Source organism: Cupriavidus sp. 05N39, from assembly GCF_056397325.1.
Window position 1 is genome coordinate 14,583 of sequence record NZ_JBFTNE010000061.1, and the last position, 19,027, is coordinate 33,609.

The 19,027-nt window shown below is 67.0% G+C and carries 21 protein-coding genes; 15 read left to right on the forward strand and 6 right to left on the reverse strand.

Features of this window, described 5'->3' with window-relative positions; all coding sequences use genetic code 11:
* Positions 1 to 39: 39 nt before the first annotated feature.
* Positions 40 to 957, forward strand: a complete 918-nt coding sequence (locus AC1DN0_RS26010) for a LysR family transcriptional regulator (protein ID WP_035871513.1) — start codon at positions 40 to 42, stop codon at positions 955 to 957.
* A 203-nt stretch (positions 958 to 1,160) separates the two neighbouring features.
* Positions 1,161 to 2,393 (forward strand): bifunctional alpha/beta hydrolase/OsmC family protein, encoded by a 1,233-nt coding sequence (locus AC1DN0_RS26015; RefSeq protein ID WP_441633564.1) that lies wholly within the window; start codon positions 1,161 to 1,163, stop codon positions 2,391 to 2,393.
* A 40-nt stretch (positions 2,394 to 2,433) separates the two neighbouring features.
* On the opposite strand, the gene AC1DN0_RS26020 is transcribed toward AC1DN0_RS26015, so the two are convergent.
* On the reverse strand, positions 2,434 to 2,835 hold the full coding sequence (locus AC1DN0_RS26020) for an OsmC family protein (RefSeq protein ID WP_441633566.1): 402 nt from the start codon (positions 2,833 to 2,835) through the stop codon (positions 2,434 to 2,436).
* 168 nt (positions 2,836 to 3,003) lie between these two features.
* Between AC1DN0_RS26020 and AC1DN0_RS26025 the strand changes: the two genes are divergently transcribed.
* Complete coding sequence (locus AC1DN0_RS26025; RefSeq protein WP_441633568.1) at positions 3,004 to 3,654, forward strand: VTT domain-containing protein; 651 nt, start codon at positions 3,004 to 3,006, stop codon at positions 3,652 to 3,654.
* Positions 3,655 to 3,839: 185 nt separating this feature from the next.
* On the opposite strand, the gene AC1DN0_RS26030 is transcribed toward AC1DN0_RS26025, so the two are convergent.
* A complete protein-coding gene (locus AC1DN0_RS26030) occupies positions 3,840 to 4,811 on the reverse strand; it encodes a hypothetical protein (RefSeq protein ID WP_441633570.1) in 972 nt (323 codons plus the stop codon).
* Between the two features lie 334 nt (positions 4,812 to 5,145).
* Here AC1DN0_RS26030 and phnC point away from each other — a divergent pair, with 334 nt between their 5' ends.
* The 5 genes from phnC (at position 5,146) to AC1DN0_RS26055 (ending at position 9,128) form a co-directional block, all read left to right on the forward strand.
* Complete coding sequence (gene phnC, locus AC1DN0_RS26035; RefSeq protein ID WP_441633572.1) at positions 5,146 to 5,985, forward strand: phosphonate ABC transporter ATP-binding protein; 840 nt, start codon at positions 5,146 to 5,148, stop codon at positions 5,983 to 5,985.
* An 82-nt stretch (positions 5,986 to 6,067) separates the two neighbouring features.
* The gene (gene phnD / locus AC1DN0_RS26040; RefSeq protein WP_441633574.1) at positions 6,068 to 7,060 is read left to right on the forward strand and encodes a phosphonate ABC transporter substrate-binding protein; all 993 of its coding nucleotides are present in this window, start codon (positions 6,068 to 6,070) and stop codon (positions 7,058 to 7,060) included.
* A gap of 178 nt (positions 7,061 to 7,238) precedes the next feature.
* Complete coding sequence (gene phnE / locus AC1DN0_RS26045; protein WP_035860758.1) at positions 7,239 to 8,030, forward strand: phosphonate ABC transporter, permease protein PhnE; 792 nt, start codon at positions 7,239 to 7,241, stop codon at positions 8,028 to 8,030.
* A gap of 61 nt (positions 8,031 to 8,091) precedes the next feature.
* Positions 8,092 to 8,628: a phosphonate degradation HD-domain oxygenase gene (locus AC1DN0_RS26050; protein ID WP_441633576.1), complete on the forward strand. Its 537-nt coding sequence runs from the start codon at positions 8,092 to 8,094 to the stop codon at positions 8,626 to 8,628.
* 11 nt (positions 8,629 to 8,639) lie between these two features.
* Positions 8,640 to 9,128 carry a GNAT family N-acetyltransferase gene (locus AC1DN0_RS26055; protein ID WP_441633578.1) on the forward strand — a complete coding sequence of 163 codons (489 nt, stop codon included), beginning with the start codon at positions 8,640 to 8,642 and terminating at the stop codon, positions 9,126 to 9,128.
* Between the two features lie 35 nt (positions 9,129 to 9,163).
* Here the strand turns inward: AC1DN0_RS26055 and phnN are convergent, their stop codons facing one another.
* The 4 genes from phnN to phnF form a co-directional block, all read right to left on the reverse strand.
* On the reverse strand, positions 9,164 to 9,781 hold the full coding sequence (phnN, locus tag AC1DN0_RS26060) for a phosphonate metabolism protein/1,5-bisphosphokinase (PRPP-forming) PhnN (RefSeq protein ID WP_441633619.1): 618 nt from the start codon (positions 9,779 to 9,781) through the stop codon (positions 9,164 to 9,166).
* Positions 9,782 to 9,816: 35 nt separating this feature from the next.
* The gene (locus AC1DN0_RS26065) at positions 9,817 to 10,551 is read right to left on the reverse strand and encodes a DUF1045 domain-containing protein (protein ID WP_477111673.1); all 735 of its coding nucleotides are present in this window, start codon (positions 10,549 to 10,551) and stop codon (positions 9,817 to 9,819) included.
* A 36-nt stretch (positions 10,552 to 10,587) separates the two neighbouring features.
* A complete protein-coding gene (locus AC1DN0_RS26070; RefSeq protein WP_441633582.1) occupies positions 10,588 to 11,784 on the reverse strand; it encodes an alpha-D-ribose 1-methylphosphonate 5-triphosphate diphosphatase in 1,197 nt (398 codons plus the stop codon).
* Positions 11,785 to 12,028: 244 nt separating this feature from the next.
* Positions 12,029 to 12,763 carry a phosphonate metabolism transcriptional regulator PhnF gene (gene phnF / locus AC1DN0_RS26075; RefSeq protein ID WP_441633620.1) on the reverse strand — a complete coding sequence of 245 codons (735 nt, stop codon included), beginning with the start codon at positions 12,761 to 12,763 and terminating at the stop codon, positions 12,029 to 12,031.
* A gap of 196 nt (positions 12,764 to 12,959) precedes the next feature.
* On the opposite strand from phnF, the gene phnG reads away from it, so the two are divergent.
* The 7 genes from phnG to AC1DN0_RS26110 all read left to right on the forward strand — a co-directional run bounded on the left by phnG (position 12,960) and on the right by AC1DN0_RS26110 (position 19,023).
* On the forward strand, positions 12,960 to 13,460 hold the full coding sequence (phnG, locus tag AC1DN0_RS26080; RefSeq protein ID WP_441633584.1) for a phosphonate C-P lyase system protein PhnG: 501 nt from the start codon (positions 12,960 to 12,962) through the stop codon (positions 13,458 to 13,460).
* A gap of 70 nt (positions 13,461 to 13,530) precedes the next feature.
* The gene (gene phnH, locus AC1DN0_RS26085) at positions 13,531 to 14,109 is read left to right on the forward strand and encodes a phosphonate C-P lyase system protein PhnH (protein ID WP_441633622.1); all 579 of its coding nucleotides are present in this window, start codon (positions 13,531 to 13,533) and stop codon (positions 14,107 to 14,109) included.
* A gap of 1 nt (position 14,110) precedes the next feature.
* Positions 14,111 to 15,265: a carbon-phosphorus lyase complex subunit gene (locus AC1DN0_RS26090; RefSeq protein WP_477146117.1), complete on the forward strand. Its 1,155-nt coding sequence runs from the start codon at positions 14,111 to 14,113 to the stop codon at positions 15,263 to 15,265.
* Entirely contained in the window at positions 15,262 to 16,158 is an 897-nt protein-coding gene (locus AC1DN0_RS26095; RefSeq protein WP_477104323.1) for an alpha-D-ribose 1-methylphosphonate 5-phosphate C-P-lyase PhnJ, read from the forward strand. The genes AC1DN0_RS26090 and AC1DN0_RS26095 overlap by 4 nt, the downstream gene beginning before the upstream one ends.
* Positions 16,155 to 16,943, forward strand: coding sequence for a phosphonate C-P lyase system protein PhnK (phnK, locus tag AC1DN0_RS26100; protein WP_477146118.1), 789 nt, complete (start codon positions 16,155 to 16,157; stop codon positions 16,941 to 16,943). Before AC1DN0_RS26095 ends, phnK begins: the two co-directional genes overlap by 4 nt.
* Positions 16,944 to 16,945: 2 nt before the next feature.
* Entirely contained in the window at positions 16,946 to 17,740 is a 795-nt protein-coding gene (phnL, locus tag AC1DN0_RS26105; RefSeq protein ID WP_477104324.1) for a phosphonate C-P lyase system protein PhnL, read from the forward strand.
* Between the two features lie 50 nt (positions 17,741 to 17,790).
* Positions 17,791 to 19,023 carry an alpha-D-ribose 1-methylphosphonate 5-triphosphate diphosphatase gene (locus AC1DN0_RS26110; protein ID WP_441633593.1) on the forward strand — a complete coding sequence of 411 codons (1,233 nt, stop codon included), beginning with the start codon at positions 17,791 to 17,793 and terminating at the stop codon, positions 19,021 to 19,023.
* Positions 19,024 to 19,027 lie beyond the last annotated feature (4 nt).

The window sequence follows — 19,027 nt, forward strand, 5'->3', positions numbered from 1 at the left end:
CTAATTCATAATTTCGACACAGTAATATCGTAAAAATCGATGATCCCGACTTTGAAGCAAATGCAGCATTTCGTGGCCATCGCGGAGACCGGGCAGGTGTCGCGTGCCGCACTTCGCTGCCATGTGTCGCAGTCGTCGATGACGGCATCCCTGAAGGCGCTGGAGGAAGCGGTGGGCGCACAGTTGTTCACGCGCCATGCTGGCGGCGTCCGCCTGACCGACGCCGGCACGCGCTTTCTCCGGCATGCCCAGCAGATCGAGGATGCGGTGCTGGACGCGGTGGAAGCCGTGAGCGTGGCCCCGGTGGAGATCGCCGGCACGGTGCGCGTGGGTGTGACAGAGACCATCACGGCCTATGTGCTGCCCGGCTTGCTGGCGTCGATCGAGCGAAAGTTCCCCGGGCTCCGGCTGGAAGTGCTCGAGCGGGAGCGGCATGACATCGAACGCGGCGTCCTGGCCGGCGAGATCGATATTGCCTTGCTGCTGGTCTCGAACCTGCCCGGTCTCGACCACGTCGCTTGCGAAACGCTGCTGCGCTCGCCGCGGCAGCTATGGGGCCATCCCGAGCATCCGCTGATGATGGCGGACCGCATCGGCCTGGCGGACGTGGCACGGCACGACTACATCCTGCTCGACATGGACGAGCATATCGCCACCGTCGGCAAGTACTGGGGGCAATATGGCCTGGCACCGCAGGTGCGCTACCAGAGCTGCTCGATCGAGGCGGTGCGCAGCCTGGTCGCGGCCGGGCGCGGCATCGCTATCCTGTCCGATCTGGTTTACCGGCCTTGGTCGCTCGAAGGGCAGCGGATCGTGCGGCGCGCGATTGCCGACAAGGTACCGTCGATGGATGTTGGCCTGGTATGGAAACGCGAGCCCGCCACGCCAGGTAATGTGGTGGCGCTGGCCGACTACCTGCGCAGTGCGTTGAAGGGCAGGGACAAGGCGCGTGCCTGAGGGAGACGGGCAAGAGATCCGATTGATCTGCCCACCCGCGCGGGGCGCATTGCATTTTGTACATCGGAAAGCCGGACGCTGGCAAGCCTCCACAAGGCTGTTGTGCGTTGTGCGCCGACGGTCATGCGGCGCCAGTGGCACCCGGCGGCAAACTTGGCTAGAGTGGGAACCTCGTACAGCTTGCATCATGCATGAGGACATCAATGGAAGCACAGCGCCTGCAGTTCCCGGGAAGTGACGGCCAGCAACTCTCCGCGCGGCTGGACTTGCCCGTTGGCCCGGTCCGGACCTTTGCCTTGTTCGCCCATTGCTTCACATGCGGCAAGGACGTGCTGGCGGCAACGCGCATCGCGCAGGCGCTGACCGCACACGGCATCGCTGTCCTACGCTTCGATTTCACCGGTCTTGGCGGCAGCGGCGGCGACTTCGCCAATACCAATTTCTCGTCCAATGTGGCCGACTTGCTGGCGGCGGCGGACTATCTCCGGCAACATCACCGCGCGCCAGCCCTGCTGATCGGCCATAGCCTGGGCGGCGCGGCCATTCTCAGCGCCGCGCTCGGCATCCCCGAGGCCAAGGCGGTTGTCACCATTGCCGCGCCAAGCGATCCCAGCCATGTCGTCGGCCTGTTCAAGGACCAGGCTGCGCGCATCGAAGCCGACGGCGAGGCCGAGGTCAGTCTTGCCGGGCGCCCGTTCAGGATCAAGCGGCAGTTCATCGAGGATGTGGCGGAGCAGAGACTGCTCGACGGCGTGGCCAGGCTGCGCAAGGCCTTGCTGGTCATGCACGCGCCGCAGGACGATACGGTTGGCATCGACAACGCCACACAGATCTTCATCGCCGCGAAGCATCCCAAGAGCTTTGTCTCCCTGGATCGCGCCGATCACCTGCTGACGCGCAAGGAAGATGCCGTCTACGTGGCCAACACGATTGCCGCATGGAGCCAGCGCTACCTCGATATCAATGTGGAAGAGGTGCCGGCCGCCGTGGCGGAAGAGGGGCTGGTGCGCGTGGAGGAAAACCACGCCGGCAAGTACCAGCAGCGTATCACCGCCGGGCCGCATCACCTGCTTGCCGACGAGCCGGTTTCTTTCGGCGGGCTCAATGGCGGGCCGGCGCCTTACGACCTGCTGCTGGCCGCGCTTGGTGCGTGCACGGCCATGACGATGCGCATGTATGCGGAGCGCAAGGGCTTCCCGCTCGAACATGTGGCCGTGTCCCTGCGCCACGAGAAGATCCACGCGGCCGATTGCGCGGAGTGCTCGACCACCGAAGGCAAGATCGACTGGATCGAACGGGAGATCACCATGCGCGGTCCGCTGGACGAGGCCCAGCGCGCCGCATTGCTGGAAATTGCGGATAAATGCCCGGTGCACCGGACGCTGCATTCGGAGGTGATGGTGCGGACGCACGAGGCGGAGACGGCGGCCGGTTAGGCAGCGCGGGGGCGGCCCGTGCGGCCGCTCCTTTCGGCCCTCAGAGGAGGGTGGTCTCGATTCGCGATGCCGCCTTCAGGAACAGCGTCACCGGCGTACGCTCGCAGATCTCGGCGAGCCGCTTGCGTTCGGCCTCGCCCAGTTCGGCGCCGATCACCCGGACTTCACGCCGGATGAAGCGCGCCTCGTCCTTGCCCTGGAAGACGGCGGTGACTTCCACGTCCGCCACGGGCCATTGTTTGCGCTGCATATACATCTTCAGCGTGATGGCCGTGCACGATACCAGCCCGGACAGCACGAAGGCGAAGGGCGGCGGACCCTGGTCGGTGCCGCCCAGCCCGGCGGATTCGTCGCCGACGAGTGCGTGGCTGCCAGCCTGGAGGTGAACGAGGTAGTTGGCGTCGGCCGGGCCGATCCTGGCGGTGGCTTGGGAGCTTGACATGGCATTTCCAAGGGTTGCTTGAGCGGATATTACGCAGATGCGGGCGCGAGGGAAAGGACCGGGCCTGCGCAGGCGAATTCGCTTGCAGATGTAGCGCCGCCCGGACCGGCTACCCGCCGGCTAGCCCACGCCTACACTGTAAGCACAGCTTTGAGAGTCGGGGCGAGCATGAATTCAACGCAAATATTGCCGTTGCTGCTGCATTTCGATCAGTATCTCGGTCCCGCCATCGCGCAGTACGGCCTCCTGGTCTACGGCATCCTGTTCGCCATCGTGTTCTGCGAGATAGGCCTGTTGCCGCTGTTCTTCCTGCCGGGCGATCCGCTGCTGTTCATCTGCGGCGCGTTCTGCGCTTCGGGGGCGTTGAGTCTGTGGGTGCTCCTGCCGTTGCTGCTGATCGCCGCGGTCACTGGCAGCCTGCTGAACTATGCCATCGGCAAAACCATCGGGACGCGCGTGTTTGCCGGCGGCTACCGCTGGATCAACCAGGACGCGCTGCGCAAGACGCAGGCCTTCTGTCGGCGGCATGGCGGCCTGGCCCTGCTGCTGTCGCCCTTCGTCGCTGTGGTGCGTACCTTCGCGCCCTTTGTCGCGGGCGTGTCCGACATGCCGGTAGCGCACTTTGTGCTGGCGGCTGGCGCCGGTGCGGCGGTGTGGGTGATCTCGCTGCTGGCCGGCGGCTATCTCTTTGGCAATGTGCCGCTGGTGCGCGACCATATGAGCGCCATCGTGCTGCTAGGTCTCGCGCTCGGCCTGGGTTCACTGGTGGTGGCGAGTGCGTGGCGGGCGGTGCGGGGGCGGCAGGGGGCGCGGGGGTGATACTGCTGGCGGTCGGCTGCACTTCGCCTGGAACAACGATGCATCGAGTCCAGGGTGTGCGTGCCGGCAGGAAGGCGGGAGCCGTCCTACATCCTGCAAGGAGGGGACACCGGGAGGCAAGGGGCGCCGGGGGGCGCCCGTAGCGACCGGCCAGCGTATCCGCTGACGCCGGCCGGGGGCGAGGATCAAGGCGATACGCTTGCGGCGACTTGGGTGTAGGTCTTCTTGTAGGTGAGGTCCGCCATGCCGGCCGGGTAGGTGTAGTCGAACTGGCACTTCACCGCACGTCCGAACTTGGTCGACCACCAGCAGACGTCGTTCTCGCTATAGGTGGCGAAATTGACATCATTCGAGTTCGTATAGGCGACGACATAGCGGATACGCAGGGTGTCGAGGGTGCCCGCCGGCGTGCTGAGTTGTTCGAACCCTTCCACCACGGCATTCACGGCGGCCGTTTCGTGGTAGCCAAGCGCGCAGTTCAGCGTCCAGGCAGGGCTCCAGGTCTTGCCCACGTACAACGGGAAGTTGTACAGGTCACGCTTCGGCGCGTAGGTGCACTGGTTGGTGCCGGGGGGGCGCGACCGGGTCAGGCGGTTGCGGTCGCCATCCTGCGTGTAGGTCTCGACGACAGTGTTTGTTGCATCGGTGGCCACGAGCGTTGCGATGCCGTTGGCGATGACGGTGGTGGTATAGGTAAGGGGTTTCGTCACCGTGGTGCCGTTCAACAGCAGGTTGGATTCGTTGAACGTGATGGCTTCACCGACCCTGGGTGCAATGGCGGCATAGCGATGCGGCGGGACCGTGATCGTGATGGTGGCGGAATTGGCCGGGTTGCTTACGGAAACGGCCTTGAGCGTGACGGTACCGCCTTCGGGGCTCGTCAGCGCGGCTTTCCACGACTGCTCGGTGATTGCCGGTGACGAGATCGTGGTCTTGCTCGGCGTGGCGGTCCAGGTGACTGCCTGGTTGGCGTCCAGCTTCACCTCCTTGCCGGACTCCACGGTAAGGCTGGCCGACTGCCCCGCGGCAACCAAGGTCGACTTGGCGCCGTCCGATGTCGCGCCTACGGAGAGGGGACTGGCGGTGCCGCCGTCCCCACCGCCGCCGCAAGCCGCCAGCAAGGCGGAAATCGCCATGCCTGCGATCAGTTTTTGCATCCCTTTCATTCTTCTTCCCTTTCCTTGTTATTGGTTTTGTTTCTGGTCTCTTCCGTTTGGTGCATTTTTGGAAAAGCGGGCCAGATTATAAATGCCTTACGATTAACTTCGTCTTCGCGGCGATACCCGTTTCGTGGGGTATTGGCAGGGATAATGTCTGGTTTGTGTAACATTTCGGCGGAGTCAAACCGGGCCTGAGCCCGCCCGCGTGGCAGGCCGTGCGCCGGCAAGGCGCGATGCTTATCCGGTCCGATTCGCAATTGCCTCACAACCTTCATCGTTTTGTCATCGGCACCACCCAGAATGCGCTCACTGTTGATGCAAGGAGAGTGGGATGACGCATGCGATTGAAGTGCGCGGCCTGTCCAAGTCGTTCCAGGCGGGACGCAAGGCGCTGGATAACGTTGGCCTTGCCGTTGCGCCCGGTGAGATGGTTGCCCTGCTGGGCGCCTCGGGCTCGGGCAAGTCCACTTTGCTGCGCCATGTAGCGGGCTTTGTCGCAGCCGATGCGGCTGGCGCTGGCGAGGTGCTGGTCAACGGCCGCACCATCCAGCAAGGCGGCCGGCTGGCCCCCGATGTGCGCGGCGCGCGCGCCGAGATCGGGTTTGTGTTCCAGCAGTTCAACCTGGTGGGACGCCTGCCGGTGATCACGAACGTGCTGACCGGCATGCTGCCGCGCGTTCCGCTGTGGCGCAGCCTGATTCGCTTTTTCCGTAACGAAGAGATCGACGCCGGGCTCGATGCGCTTGCCCAGGTTGGTATAGACGACTATGCGTTTCAGCGKGCCTCSACSYTGTCCGGCGGCCAGCAGCAGCGCGCSGCGATCGCCCGCACGCTGGTGCAGAACGCGCGGGTGATCCTGGCCGACGAGCCGATCGCTTCGCTGGATCCCGAATCGGCGCGGCGCGTCATGGCGTTGCTGGCGCAGATCAACCGCACGCGCAAGGTGGCGGTGGTGGTGTCGCTGCACCAGGTGGACGTGGCAATGCGCTATTGCCCGCGCGTGGTGGCGCTGCGGCATGGCAAGGTGGTCTACGACGGCCCCTCGGCGGCGCTGACGCCGGGCATGCTGCGAGACCTCTACGGCACCGAAGCCGCCGAACTGCTGCCCGAGGGCGCAGGGCTGGATGCGGCGCCTCCCGCCATGATGCCCGGCGGCCTCGCGGCAGCCTGATTTTCCCGGATTCTCTGTCAAGTTTTTTTCCGCAAGCACCCCCAACAAGGCCCTCAACAAGGCTTTACCCCGGAGTTCCCTTATGCTGCGCAGAACCCTTTTTGCCCTGATCGTCACGAGCGCCGCGGGCGCGCTCTCGTTTCCCGCTTTCGCCCAGGAGGGCAAAGTCCTCAACATGGGTTTTATCTCGACGGAGACTTCGTCCAACCTGAAATCCGCCTGGCAGCCCGTGGTCGATGACCTGAGCAAGCAACTGGGCGTACAGGTGAAGCCGTTCTTCGCTTCCGACTACGCCGGCATCATCGAAGCCATGCGTTTCAACAAAGTGCAGATCGCCTGGTTCGGCAACAAGTCCGCCATCGAGGCGGTGGACCGCGCCAACGGCGAGGTCTTCGCTTCGGTGATCGACAAGGATGGCAACCCCGGCTACTGGTCGCTGCTGATCGTCAACAAGGATAGCGACCTGAAGACGCTTGACGATGTGCTCAAGCAAGGCAAGTCGCTGAGCTATGGCGCGGGCGATCCGAACTCCACCTCCGGCACCGCCGTGCCCGGCCACTACCTGTGGGCTGCCCACAAGATCGAGCCGAAGACGTTCTTCAAGACGGTGCGCGTGAGCAATCACGAGACCAACCTGCTGTCGGTGCTGAACAAGCAGGTCGACGTGGCGGTGAACAACACCGAGAACATGGAGCGCTACCGCATCAATACGGGCAAGAACGCCTATGACCAGGTGCGCGTGCTGTGGAAGTCGCCGCTGATCCCGGCGGACCCGCTGGTCTACCGCAAGGACCTGCCGGCCGACGTCAAGGCCAAGGTCAAGACCTTCTTCGTCAACTACGGCAAGGGCACGGACGCCGCGCGCGAGAAGGAAAACCTGGCCAAGCTGACGTATCAGGGCTTCCGCGCTTCCAACGACGCGCAACTGGTGCCGATCCGCCAGATCGAGCTCGCCCGCGAAAAGACCAAGATCGAGACCGATACCACGCTGGCCGCCGCCGACAAGGAAAAACGCCTTGCCGACCTGAGCAGCAAGCTGGCTGAACTCGACAAGATCGCCGCCAGCGCGCAGTAAGCGCAAAGCAGTCCGCCGGGCGCGATCGCGCGGCCCGTCCCGATGCTTGGGGTGGGCCGCCACGTATCCGCTGCTGCTGCGTGCTGCCCTTGCTGCTTGCTACTGCCGCTTCATCGTATTTGCCGCTGTACCCACCGTTGTCTTTGTTTCCCCCATGCTGCCTTCCGTCAACACCACCATGCCTCCAGCCACTCCGTCTCGCGCCGGCCGCCCGCCGCGGGCCAGCCTGCCAGTCCTGTTCGTCTGGGCGGTGGTGCTCGCCTTGCTGGCCATGTCGTGGCAGGGCGCCGACATGCGCCCGTTCGACCTGTGGAAGGATTCCGGCAATATGGCGAAATTCGCCGCCGACTTCTTTCCGCCCAGCTTCCGCGACTGGCGCATTTACCTGGACGAGATGCTGGTGACCGTCCAGATCGCGATCTGGGGCACCTTCCTGTCCATTGTGTTTGCCGTGCCGCTGGGCCTGGCGTGTTCTTCGAACATCGTGCCCGCCTGGGTCTACCAGCCGATGCGGCGCGTGATGGATGCCTGCCGCGCCATCAACGAGATGGTGTTCGCCATGCTGTTTATCGTGGCGGTGGGGCTGGGGCCGTTCGCTGGCGTGCTGGCTCTCTGGGTGCACACCACCGGCGTGCTCGCCAAGCTCTTTTCGGAAGCGGTGGAGGCGATCGATCCGCGCCCGGTCGAAGGCGTGCGCGCCACCGGCGCCAGCGCGATCGAGGAGATTGTTTATGGCGTGATTCCCCAGGTGTTGCCGCTGTGGATCTCATACGCGCTGTACCGCTTTGAATCCAACGTGCGTTCGGCCACGGTGCTGGGCATCGTCGGCGCGGGCGGCATCGGTACCGTGCTGTGGGAGATCATCCGCAGTTTCCAGTATGCCGAGACCTGCGCGGTGATCATCATCATCGTCGGCTTTGTCACGGTCATCGATTTGCTGTCGGCGCGCATCCGCAAGGCGCTTGTGTGACGCGGGCATCAGCCTGCCTCGTATGCCAGCCACTCAAGCACGCCACCATCCCTGAATCTTCATGACGATCCTGCGCCGCATCGAAATACTCTTCTCGGGCCACGGCACCGCCTTCTACGGCGGTGAGGCCATCACGCAGACCGAGCACGCGCTGCAATGCGCGCAACTTGCCGAGCAGGCCGGCGATCCCGAATCGCTGATCGTGGCCAGCCTGCTGCACGATCTCGGCCATCTCGTGATGTCCGAGGACGGCACCACCGACATGCGGCACCAGGAGGTGGGTGCCGATCTGCTGGGGGTCGGCTTCGGGCCCGCCGTGACCGAGCCGGTGCGCCTGCACGTGGCGGCCAAGCGCTACCTGTGCGCCATCGATCCGGGCTACCAGGCAACGTTGTCGCCAGCCTCGCTGCATAGCCTCGCCTTGCAGGGCGGACCCTACGATGCGGCGCAAGCCGAAGCCTTCATCGCGCATCCGCATGGCCCGGACGCGGTGCGCCTGCGCCGCTACGACGATCTTGCCAAGGTCGTGGGCCTTGCGACGCCGCCGCTGGAGTACTACCTGCCGATGGTGTCGCGCTGCATCCGGCGCATTTCCTGAACTGCCGGCCCATGAACGCCCAAGAAGAAAGCCGGGAAGCCGGCGGCCTGGCCCTGCGCGAAGTCACCGGCACCGATACCGAACTCGTGCAGGTGGCCGCCTTGCTGTCCGAGATGGATGGCGAGGCACCGCTGCCACTGCCCCGCATGCGCGCGTTGTTTGCGCAACTGAAGGCAATGCCTGACTATCGCTGCTACCTGATGCTGGCGGCTTCCGGCGAACCGCTTGGCACGTTCTGCCTGCTGATCTTCCCGGTGCTGGCGCATGACGGGCGCAGCGAGGCTATCGTGGAAAGCGTGGTGGTGGCCCGCGCCGCGCGCGGCACCGGCGTCGGTTCGGCCATGATGCGAGCGGCCATGCGGCTGGCGGAGGAGGCGGGCGCCGCCAAGCTGGCGCTTTCGTCCAGCGCCAGGCGCCTGCAGGCCCATCAGTTCTATCGGCAGCTTGGATTCACCGAGCACGGCATCAGTTTTAGCATCGGGCTGCCGGCGTCGGCATAGCCGGGCGGCTTGCCGCGCGGCGGCGACGTCCGGGATCAGGATCGCCCGGCCACGGTCAGCCCGGCCTTCCCCCCGTGTCCACCCTCGCGTGTCAGCCGCAGCAAGGCCTGCGCCGCCGTCTCCAGCGCGCCGCTGTTGTCGATCACCGTCAGCCGGCAGCCAGCCGGCACGGCGAAGGGTTCGCCGGCACGCTGCAGGCGCCGGACGATGGCTTGCTCGTCCTCGCGGCCGCGCAGGCGCAGGCGCTCTCCCAGTACCTGCAGGCGCACGCTGATCTGTACCGCGTGCAGGGCGGGGTAGCGGGCGTGAGCGGCGGCGAGGTGTTCGCGTGATCCGTTGACGACCACGCACAGGCCTTGCGCCAGCCAGGCGTCGAGTTCGATACCAATGCCATAGCACAGGCCGTGGCTGCGCCAGTGCAGCGCGAAGCCGCGTTGCGCGGCGCACCGCTCGAACTCGGCCTGGGTGATCGCGATGCAGGCTTCGTCGGCGCTGCTGGCGCGGGTGATGTAGCGCTGTGCTATCCGTACGCGCCCATCGTCCTGCAGCTTGTCGCGCAAGACGCGCAGCAAGGAGTCTTTGCCGCTGCCGGAAGGGCCCATCAGGTAGATCAGCCGGCTTCCGCCGGCGGCTTGAGCCGGTGCCCCGGGCATGTCGGCCCGGGCGGCGGTGCCTGTTGCGTGGATGTTCATGCCGCGGTTTCCAGCAGGGCCGCGCCGGCGGCGTCGGTGATGCTGCCGTCGAAGCCGTAGTGGCGGGCCGCCATGAAGGGCGCATCCGGTGCCGGTTGCACGAACAGGCTGACATCGCGTACGGGCATCGGCGCTTGCAGGAGCGTGCCGCTGGCGGCTTGCAGCATGGCGATGGCTTCGGCTTGTTCGGCTTCGTCCAGCATGCCGGTCAGCGTGATGTGGAATATGAAGGTTTCGAATGCGTAGGGGTAGCCCCAGGCGTCGAGCATGCGCCGGGACGCCGCGCTGAGTTGCGCGGGATTGCGGCGGGCAAGTTCAGCGCTGGTGGGCGGCGCGCGGAAGTCGTCCAGTTCCCGTACAGCGGCGTCCGCCAGGGCGTGCATGCGCGCATTGGCGCTTGCGTCGCCGCCCAGGCACCAGGCCAGGAAGCCGCGCAGGTTCTGCAGGGCGAGCGGAACGGCGAAGGGCTGGCGGTCCAGGGCGAAGGCGCGCATGGCGGCGTCGAGCCCGGCTGGCGTCTGGCTGTCCGCAAGGCGGAACGGTGCCTTGAGCGTGGCATGCAGGCCATAGTAGGCGGGTGCTTCGGTCCAGCAGGCAATGCGGGCATCTTCCCGCGCGGGGCGTGCGATGGCTGCGCCCGTGTCGGCGCAGCGGCCCAGCCACTGCGCGCCCACCTGCCGGAACGGCGCGGCGGGATGGAGGTAGATGGCGTAGCGATAGGCCCGGGACATTGGGTTTGGTGCGGTGCTTGGCATCATGGGAAACGGTCAGGCGGCGCGCCGTTCGTCGCCGGACAACACCAGCGGGAAGGCGCGGGTGGCGTGCCGCAATACGCCGCCGACGATGGCGGCGCAGACTTGCGGCAGGGCGGGATCGTGGTCGTCTACGATGATGGCGTCGGCGCGCAGGCCGGGGCCCAGCGTGCCGCGGTCGTTCATGCCGGCGGCGCGCGCGGGGTTGCGCGAGACCAGGTCCCAGGCGGCCGGCAGCGGCAGCACGCCGAGCTGCGTCAGCCGGAACGCCGCTTGCAGCGGCGCCGGGTAGTAGTAGTCGGAGGCCAGTACGTCGCACAGCCCGGCGGCGATCATCTCGGTGGCGTCCGGGGCGCCGGTGTGGCTACCGCCGCGGATCACGTTGGGCGCGCCGAATACGGTGTGGTTGCGCAGGGCACGGGCGGCGCGGGCCACGTCGACGGTGAGCGGGAATTCCGCCACCGTGCAGCCTTGCTGGTGATATCCCTGGCGCGTGGCGGCATCGCCGTCGTCGTGCGATGCCACCTGCAGGCCGGCGGCGCGGGCGGCGGCAATCAGCCGGGCCACGCCGGCGGGCACGGCGCCCGCTTGCGCGGCGGCCTGTTCCAGCCGTTGGCGGAAGGTGGCTGGGTCGCATTCCGCGCGGTCCGCGTACTGCGCCAGCTTGCGGGCGTCGTGCATGCGGGTCGCCATCAGCGGCAGGTGGTCGTTGATGGCGACGAAGCGCACCTTGCCTGAATCGATCCAGTCCAGGGCCGTCTCCAGCCCGGCCAGGTGGTGCGCCTCGAAGCGCAGGTGCACGTGGTGCTGCGCGCCCAGCGTGCCGCGCATGCGTTCCAGGCCGTCGAACATGCGTTGCGCGTACGCCTCGCCGCGCAAGCCGCCTTCCCACGACAGCGTCACGCCATGCAGTTCGGTGGTGATGCCATGCGCGAGCAACTGGCGATCCACGTCGAACAGCGCGCTGGTGTACGGGAAGCTGACGCCGGGCCGCGGCATCACCGCGCGCTCGAAGGCGTCGCCGTGGATATCCACGATGCCGGGCAGCACCAGCAGGTCGCCCGCATCGAGGGCGCCTCCCGGCGTACTGGCGGGCGCCGCCAGGCAACCATCGCGGAAGGCGAAGGCGGCCGGGGCGATGCCGTTGGCGGTCAGGACGCGCCGGCCGCGCAGGCCGGCGAGGGTGGGGTGATATGCGTGATTGGTATCCATGCTGGCGACCTTAGCGCGGGCAGATGACAAGCGGATGTCTAGACCAATTGCGGTGCGATTCGTGCATTGGCGGATTGTCTCGGTGCATCGCCGCCTGCGCAACCCGCGGCGAAGCTATCGTGTCCCGGTATGCGATTGCAACCCGCGCTGCACGCCATACCGGAAGTAAGCAAATTGCGGGCCGGCCGATGTCCGGCCCATGTTCGGTCCATCCCTGTGGCGCGAAGATCATGGCCGGTGCCGCCTAGTCCTGGTCGGCCACGGTCAGTTGCACCCAGTCGCCGGCGAAACGCACCACGCTGTATTGCAGCGGCGCGCCTTCCGGGTCGACATTGAGCGCTTCCACCTGCAGGATCGGCCGGGTCTTGGGCTGGTTGAGCTGGCGGGCCACCGGCGCGGTCGGCATGGCGGCGGTGATGCGCGACCATTTGCGCGTGTAGTCGGTGATGCCGTAATGGGCGAGCGCCTTGGAGATGGACTGGCGCGCGCGCAACTGTTCATCCATGTCGGGAAAGCGGGCGGCATCGAAGTAATGATCGGCGACGTCGATGGTGCGGGCTTCGGCCTTGCCCAGCATTTGCACGCGCAGGATGGGGGCGCTGCGTCCCAGCCCCAGGTGCTTGGCGATCTCGTGCGCGCGCAGCGTTTGCGATTCGAGCACTTCGATGTGCCCGCGCATGCCCTGGCTGGCCAGGTTCTGCGAGAAACGGGTACGGCGCCCGATGGCGTAGTCGATCGCGTGCTCCTGCACGAACGTGCCCCTGCCTTGCTCGATGCGTACCAGGCCGTTCTGCTCCAGTTCGCCCATGGCGCGGCGGATGGTGTGGCGATTGACGGCGAACCGGCTGGCCAGCTCCGGCTCGGGCGGCAGCCGCTCGCCCGGCATGTAGAGCTTGTTGCGGATGTCGAGCGCCAGGGCTTCGCCGATCTGGCGCCATACCGCAACTCCCGAACCGCGTTCGACTTCCTGTTCCACCATCCTGTCCTGCCTTTTCGTCATCCTGCGTTAATCATTGGCGTGCTTCAATGGAATGCGATTTTGCCTCAACCGCGCAGTGCGGTGCGTAGAACCAAACAACGTCGCCAGGCGTCATCAAAGCTTCATCTGGCTATGTTGTAGTTCGGCCATGGATGGTATTCTACATCTAAACGTATAGACGTATAGGGGATGTGAAATGGATCGAACCGATACCGGATCCGGCACGCAGCCAGCGGCGGCGGCCCGGGAACAGGCCGGCCAGGCGGCCCGCGCCGCATGGCTGCGCGTGCTGGCGCTGGCGGACCCGGAAGCCCTGGAGCAGGCCGTTGGCCGCCTCGGCGCGCTGCCGGCCTATCGCCTGCTGCGCAAGCCGGAAAGCGGCATGGCGATGGTGCGAGGGCGCGCCGGCGGCACCGGTGCGCAGTTCAACCTGGGCGAAGTCAGCGTAACGCGCTGCGCGGTAACGCTGGAGCCTGGCGTGGTGGGCGTGGGCTACGTGCAGGGCCGTACACACCGCCAGGCGGAGCAGATCGCCGTGCTGGATGCGCTGTTGCAACTGCCAGGCTGGCATGCGCGCGTGCAGGCCGAAGTGGTCTCGGCGCTGGCCAGGGAACGCGCGGCGCGTGGCGAACACGAGGCCGCGGTGGCAGCACAGACAAAAGTTGAATTTTTTACCATGGTGCGTGGAGAGGATTGAGATGCCAGGCCAACCGATTGCCGCCCAGGCGGCTGGATACGACAACGCGCCTGCGAGCCGCCAGGCGCCGATGCTGTTGCCCGGCTTCGACGATGCGGTGAAGTCGGCGCAGCGGACCTTCCGCGCCGCGCTGGACGCCATGTCACACCCCGGCACCATCGGCGAGCTGGCCGAGCCGTGCGGCGTGCCGCCGGGCCTGTCGCCTGCGCTGAGCGCGCTGCTGCTGGCGCTGGCCGATTGCGATACGCCCGTGTGGCTGCCGCCGCAAACGCCCGAGGGCGTGCGCGCCTTCCTGCGTTTCCATTGCGGCTGCCCGCTGGTGGCCGAAGTGGGGCAGGCCACCTTCGTGGCGGTGCCGGCCGGCCATGCCGTGCCGGATCTCGCGGCGTGCGCCCAGGGCGATCCGGCTTATCCCGACCGCTCCGCCACGCTGTTGCTCGAAGTGGAGTCGCTGTGCGATGGCCCTGCCGTCACGCTGCGCGGCCCGGGCATCGAGCACCAGGCGGCGCTGGCCGTGCAAGGCTTGCCGGCCGGTTTCTGGACCCAGTGGCAAGCCAACCATGCGCGCTTCCCGCTCGGCGTGGATGTGCTCCTGACCAGTGCCAGCCGCTTGTGCGCGCTGCCGCGCACCACCCAAGCGGAGGCTTGATATGTACGTTGCCGTCAAAGGGGGCGAACGCGCCATCCTCAACTCCTATCGCATGCTGGACGACTACCGCCGCGGCGACCGCGYGGTGCCGGAGCTGACGCTGGCGCAGGTGCGCGAGCAGATGCCGCTGGCCGTGTCGCGCGTGATGGCCGAGGGCTCGCTGTACGATCCGCACCTGGCCGCGCTGGCCATCAAGCAGGCCGCGGGCGACCTGATCGAAGCGGTGTTCCTGCTGCGTGCCTATCGCACCACCCTGCCGCGCTTCGGCTATTCGGTGGCGCTCGATACCGGCGCCATGCGCTTGCAGCGCCGGATCTCGTCCACCTTCAAGGATGTGCCGGGCGGGCAGGTGCTGGGCCCGACCTACGATTACACCCAGCGCTTGCTGGATTTCACGCTGGAGGCCGAGCGCGAGAATGCACCGCTGCCGCCGGCGGCGTCCACGCTGGACGCGCGCATGCCCCGCGTGACCGACCTGTTGCGCCAGGAATCGCTGATCGAGCCGGAGACGGTGCCCCCGCACGATCCCGCGCCGCCCGACCTGACGCGCGAACCGCTGGAGCTGCCCGCTGCCCGTCCGGCGCGCTTGCAGAACCTGGCACGCGCCGATGAAGGTTTCTTGTTGTCGATGGGCTACTCGACCCAGCGCGGCTACGGCAACTCGCATCCGTTCGCGGCGGAGATCCGCTATGGCGCGGTGGAGGTGGAACTGTTCGTGGAAGAGCTGGGATTTGCCGTGACCATCGGCGAGATCGAGGTCACCGAATGCCAGATGGTGAGCCAGTTTGCCGGCAACGCGCAGGAGGGGCCGAGCTTTACGCGCGGCTATGGCCTGGTGTTCGGCTACGGTGAGCGCAAGGCGATGTCGATGGCGCTGGCCGACCGCGCGATGCGCGCCGCCGAACTGGGCGAAGCGGCCGACGCGCCCGCCAATGACGTGGAGTTCATGCTCTACCACAGCGACAACGTGGAAGCCTCCGGCTTCGTGCAGCATCTGAAGCTGCCGCACTACGTGGATTTCCAGACCAATCTCGAACTGCTGCGCCGGTTGCGCGCCGAGCGAGGGCAGGGCGTCCCGGCGCCGGCGCCGGTGCCGCCGGAAAGCGACACCACCGCCATCGCTCAAGCCCCGTCGCAGGAGGCCATCGCATCATGAACGACACCAATGCCAGCGCCGTCGTGCGCGACGAACACTACAACTTCGGCTATCTCGACGAGTCCACCAAGCGCATGCTGCGCCGCGCGCTGCTCAAGGCGGTGGCGATCCCCGGCTACCAGGTGCCGTTCGGCAGCCGCGAGATGCCGCTGCCATACGGGTGGGGCACCGGCGGCATCCAGGTCACGGCCTCCATCATCGGCAGCGACGACGTGCTCAAGGTGATCGACCAGGGCTCGGACGACACCACCAACGCCATCAATATCCGCCGCTTCTTCGGCCGCGTCACCGGCGTGCAGACCACCGAACGCACCGCGCAAGCCTCCATCGTGCAGACCCGCCACCGGATTCCTGAGACGCCGCTGGCCCAGGGCCAGATCATGGTGTTTCAGGTACCGATCCCGGAGCCGCTGCGGTGGCTGGAGCCGAGCGAGACCGAGACCCGCACCATGCATGCGCTGGCGGAATACGGCGCCATGCATGTCAAGCTGTACGAGGACATCGCGCGCCATGGACGCATCGCCACCACCTACGACTACCCCGTGATGGTCAACCAGCGCTACATGATGCGGCCGTCGCCCATCCCCAAGTTCGACAACCCTAAGCTGGACCGCAGCCCGGCGCTGATGCTGTTCGGCGCGGGGCGCGAGAAGCGGGTCTATGCGGTGCCGCCCTACACCAGCGTCAAGAGCCTGGATTTCGACGACCATCCCTTCGCCGTCGAAACGTGGTCGGGCTGCTGCGAACTGTGCGGCGCCACCGACAGCTATCTCGATGAAATCATCACCGACGACGCGGGCGGCCGCATGTTCGTCTGCTCCGATACCGAGTACTGCGCCACGCGCCAGGAACAAGGTGAAACCGGCGCCAACGCCAGCAAGGAGGCCGCATGAGCCGCACCGATCCGCACCAGCCGCTGTTGTCCGTGCGCGGCCTGACCCGCACCTGGGACGGCGTGCACGGCTGCCACGATGTCAGCTTCGATCTCTTTCCCGGCGAAGTGCTGTGCGTGGTGGGCGAATCCGGCTCCGGCAAGAGCACCTTGCTGCAAGCGGTTTCCTGGCAGGCCGCGCCGGAGTCCGGCAGCGTGCGTTACGACACCCGCGAGCAAGGGCTGGTTGACCTCGCCACGCTGTCCGATGCCCGTCTGCGCCTGCTGGCGCGCACCGACTGGGGCTTCGTGCGCCAGAACGCGCGCGATGGCCTGCGCATGCGCGTGAGCGCCGGCGCCAATATCGCCGAGCGCCTGATGGCGGTGGGCGGACGCCACTACGGTGAACTGCGCGAGGTCGCCGGCACCTGGATGGAAAAGATGGAGCTGGACCTGGGGCGCCTGGACGATGCGCCGACGAGCTTCTCGGGCGGCATGCAGCAGCGCCTGCAGATCGCCCGCAACCTGGTGACGCATCCGCGCCTGGTGTTCATGGACGAGCCCACTGCCTCGCTCGATGTCTCCGTGCAGGCCCGCCTGCTCGATCTGCTGCGCCGGCTGGTGGCGGACCTTGGCCTCGCCGCCATCATCGTGACCCACGACCTCGCCGTGGCACGCCTGCTGGCGCACCGCACGCTGGTGATGCAAGGCGGGCGCGTGGTGGAAAGCGGCCTGACCGACCAGATCCTCGACGACCCGCACCATCCGTACACCCAATTGCTGGTGTCTTCCAYCCTGCAGAGCTGACCATGACGCAAGACTCCAACAACCATCAAGGCAATGCCAACACGAATACCGTCGATGCCACCGGTGCCAGCCGCATCCAGGTGCGCGGCCTCGGCAAGACCTTCGTCCTGCATAACCAGGGCGGCACGCGCCTGCCGGTGCTGCAGGCCATCGACTTCGACGCCGCCGCAGGCGAATGCCTGGTGCTGGCCGGCAGTTCCGGCGCGGGCAAGAGCACGCTGCTGCGCTGCCTGTACGGCAACTACCTGGCCACCGAAGGCAGCATCCGCATCCGCGACGGCAACGACTGGGTGGAACTGACCCGCGCGCCTGAGCAGCGCATCCTGCAACTGCGCCGCGAGGTGATCGGCTATGTCAGCCAGTTCCTCCACGTGATCCCGCGCGTGAGCACGCTCGACGTGGTGGCCGAGCCGCTGCAGCAGCGCGGCGCCGGCGCCGATGAAGCGCGCGAGCGCGCGGCGACGCTGCTGGCGCGGCTGCAGGTGCCGGGCCGTCTTTGGAGCCTCCCGCCGGCGACTTTCTCGGGCGGCGAGCAGCAGCGCGTGAACATCGCGCGCGGGTTGATCGGCGGTCATCCGGTGCTGCTGCTCGACGAGCCGACCGCCTCGCTCGATGCCGACAACCGCGCCGTGGTCGTGGCGCTGATTCGCGAGGCGCTGGCCGAGGGCCGTTGCCTGGTCGGCATCTTCCACGACGAAGCGGTGCGCGATGCCGTGGCCACCCGGTTGCTGCCCTTGCACCCGCCCGCCGTCACCGAGGCCGCGCCCGCCGGCAAGCTTGCCGCCGTGGCTGGCTGAGCCGATTCGTTGTTGCTTTTATCCGTTCCCAATCGTTCCCGGAAACGACCATGCTTCCTGCCTACCTGACCCATGCGCGGATCGTCCTGCCCGACGGCGTGCTTCCTGACAGCGCGCTGCTGATCGAGAATGGCCTGATCGCGGCCATCGAGCCGGATGCCGCCGCCGTACCGCGCGCCACCCAGGTGATCGACCTGCGCGGCCAGACCCTGATGCCCGGCCTGATCGACCTGCATTGCGATGCGATCGAGAAAGAAGCCGAACCGCGCTCGCGCGTGATGTTCCCGCTCGATTTTGCCGTGGCGCAGGTCGACCGCCGCAACGCCGCTGCCGGCATCACCACGCCTTATCATGCGGTGTCGTTCGCCAGCAATACGTTCGGCGTGCGCAACTACGAGACCGCAGGCGCCCTGGTGCGCGCCGTCACGGCTTTCCGTGATCACAGCCTGGTGGACAACCGTGTCCATTGCCGCTACGAAGTCACCGATGCCAGCGCGCTGCCCGTGCTTGAGCAACTGATGGAGGCCGGCGTGGTGGACCTGGTCTCCGTGATGGACCACTCGCCCGGCCAGGGCCAGTTCAAGACGCTCGAAGCGTACCTGGCCTACATGATGGGCAACCACGCCATGAGCCGCGAAGAAGCGCGCGCCGCCGCCGACAAGAAACTGGTGGAGAAGCATGGCGCGCTGGAGCGCGTGGAACGCCTGCTGGCGCTGGCTGCGCGGATGGGCATTCCCGCCGCCAGCCACGACGACGATTCGGTCGAGCGCATTGCCACCATGCAGGCGCTGGGCGTGCGCATGAGCGAGTTCCCGATCAACCTGGAGACCGCGCAGGCGGCCAAGGCGCAAGGGCTGCCGACCATCCTCGGCGCGCCCAATGTGCTGCGCGGCCAGAGCCAGAGCGGTTCGATGCGCGCCATCGACGCCATCCGCGCCGGCGTGGCGGATTGCCTGTGTTCGGACTACCAGCCATCCACGCTGATCGCGGCGGCCTTCGCCGCCGAGCGGCAGGCGGACCTGAGCCTGCCGCGGGCTGCCGCGCTGGTCGGCGCCAACCCGGCGGCGGCCTGCGGGCTGTCCGACCGCGGCCGCATCGCGGCCGGGCTGCGTGCCGACCTGGTGGCGGTGGCAATGGTGGCGGGCCAGCCGCTGGTGACGCATACGTGGTCAGCGGGCCGCCTGGTGTTTGCCGCACGGTATCCGGCAGGCGTAATGAGTTCCGACAGCGCCGGCGTCGTCCGGATTCCAGCTTCTGCAGAGGAGGGGCGCGCAGCCGCGTGACGCT

Bases quoted from the DNA above. Each gene is read 5' to 3' on its own strand.
- phnH (WP_441633622.1), top strand. From the start codon at position 13,531: ATGCTGTTGCCCGGCTTCGACGATGCGGTGAAGTCGGCGCAGCGGACC.
- AC1DN0_RS26010 (WP_035871513.1), top strand. From the start codon at position 40: ATGATCCCGACTTTGAAGCAAATGCAGCATTTCGTGGCCATCGCGGAG.
- AC1DN0_RS26095 (WP_477104323.1), top strand. From the start codon at position 15,262: ATGAACGACACCAATGCCAGCGCCGTCGTGCGCGACGAACACTACAAC.
- phnF (WP_441633620.1), bottom strand. From the start codon at position 12,763: ATGGTGGAACAGGAAGTCGAACGCGGTTCGGGAGTTGCGGTATGGCGC.
- AC1DN0_RS26055 (WP_441633578.1), top strand. From the start codon at position 8,640: ATGAACGCCCAAGAAGAAAGCCGGGAAGCCGGCGGCCTGGCCCTGCGC.
- AC1DN0_RS26070 (WP_441633582.1), bottom strand. From the start codon at position 11,784: ATGGATACCAATCACGCATATCACCCCACCCTCGCCGGCCTGCGCGGC.
- AC1DN0_RS26015 (WP_441633564.1), top strand. From the start codon at position 1,161: ATGGAAGCACAGCGCCTGCAGTTCCCGGGAAGTGACGGCCAGCAACTC.
- phnN (WP_441633619.1), bottom strand. From the start codon at position 9,781: ATGCCCGGGGCACCGGCTCAAGCCGCCGGCGGAAGCCGGCTGATCTAC.
- phnE (WP_035860758.1), top strand. From the start codon at position 7,239: ATGCCTCCAGCCACTCCGTCTCGCGCCGGCCGCCCGCCGCGGGCCAGC.
- AC1DN0_RS26065 (WP_477111673.1), bottom strand. From the start codon at position 10,551: ATGTCCCGGGCCTATCGCTACGCCATCTACCTCCATCCCGCCGCGCCG.
- phnL (WP_477104324.1), top strand. From the start codon at position 16,946: ATGACGCAAGACTCCAACAACCATCAAGGCAATGCCAACACGAATACC.
- AC1DN0_RS26020 (WP_441633566.1), bottom strand. From the start codon at position 2,835: ATGTCAAGCTCCCAAGCCACCGCCAGGATCGGCCCGGCCGACGCCAAC.
- phnD (WP_441633574.1), top strand. From the start codon at position 6,068: ATGCTGCGCAGAACCCTTTTTGCCCTGATCGTCACGAGCGCCGCGGGC.
- AC1DN0_RS26025 (WP_441633568.1), top strand. From the start codon at position 3,004: ATGAATTCAACGCAAATATTGCCGTTGCTGCTGCATTTCGATCAGTAT.
- AC1DN0_RS26030 (WP_441633570.1), bottom strand. From the start codon at position 4,811: ATGCAAAAACTGATCGCAGGCATGGCGATTTCCGCCTTGCTGGCGGCT.
- phnG (WP_441633584.1), top strand. From the start codon at position 12,960: ATGGATCGAACCGATACCGGATCCGGCACGCAGCCAGCGGCGGCGGCC.
- AC1DN0_RS26110 (WP_441633593.1), top strand. From the start codon at position 17,791: ATGCTTCCTGCCTACCTGACCCATGCGCGGATCGTCCTGCCCGACGGC.
- AC1DN0_RS26050 (WP_441633576.1), top strand. From the start codon at position 8,092: ATGACGATCCTGCGCCGCATCGAAATACTCTTCTCGGGCCACGGCACC.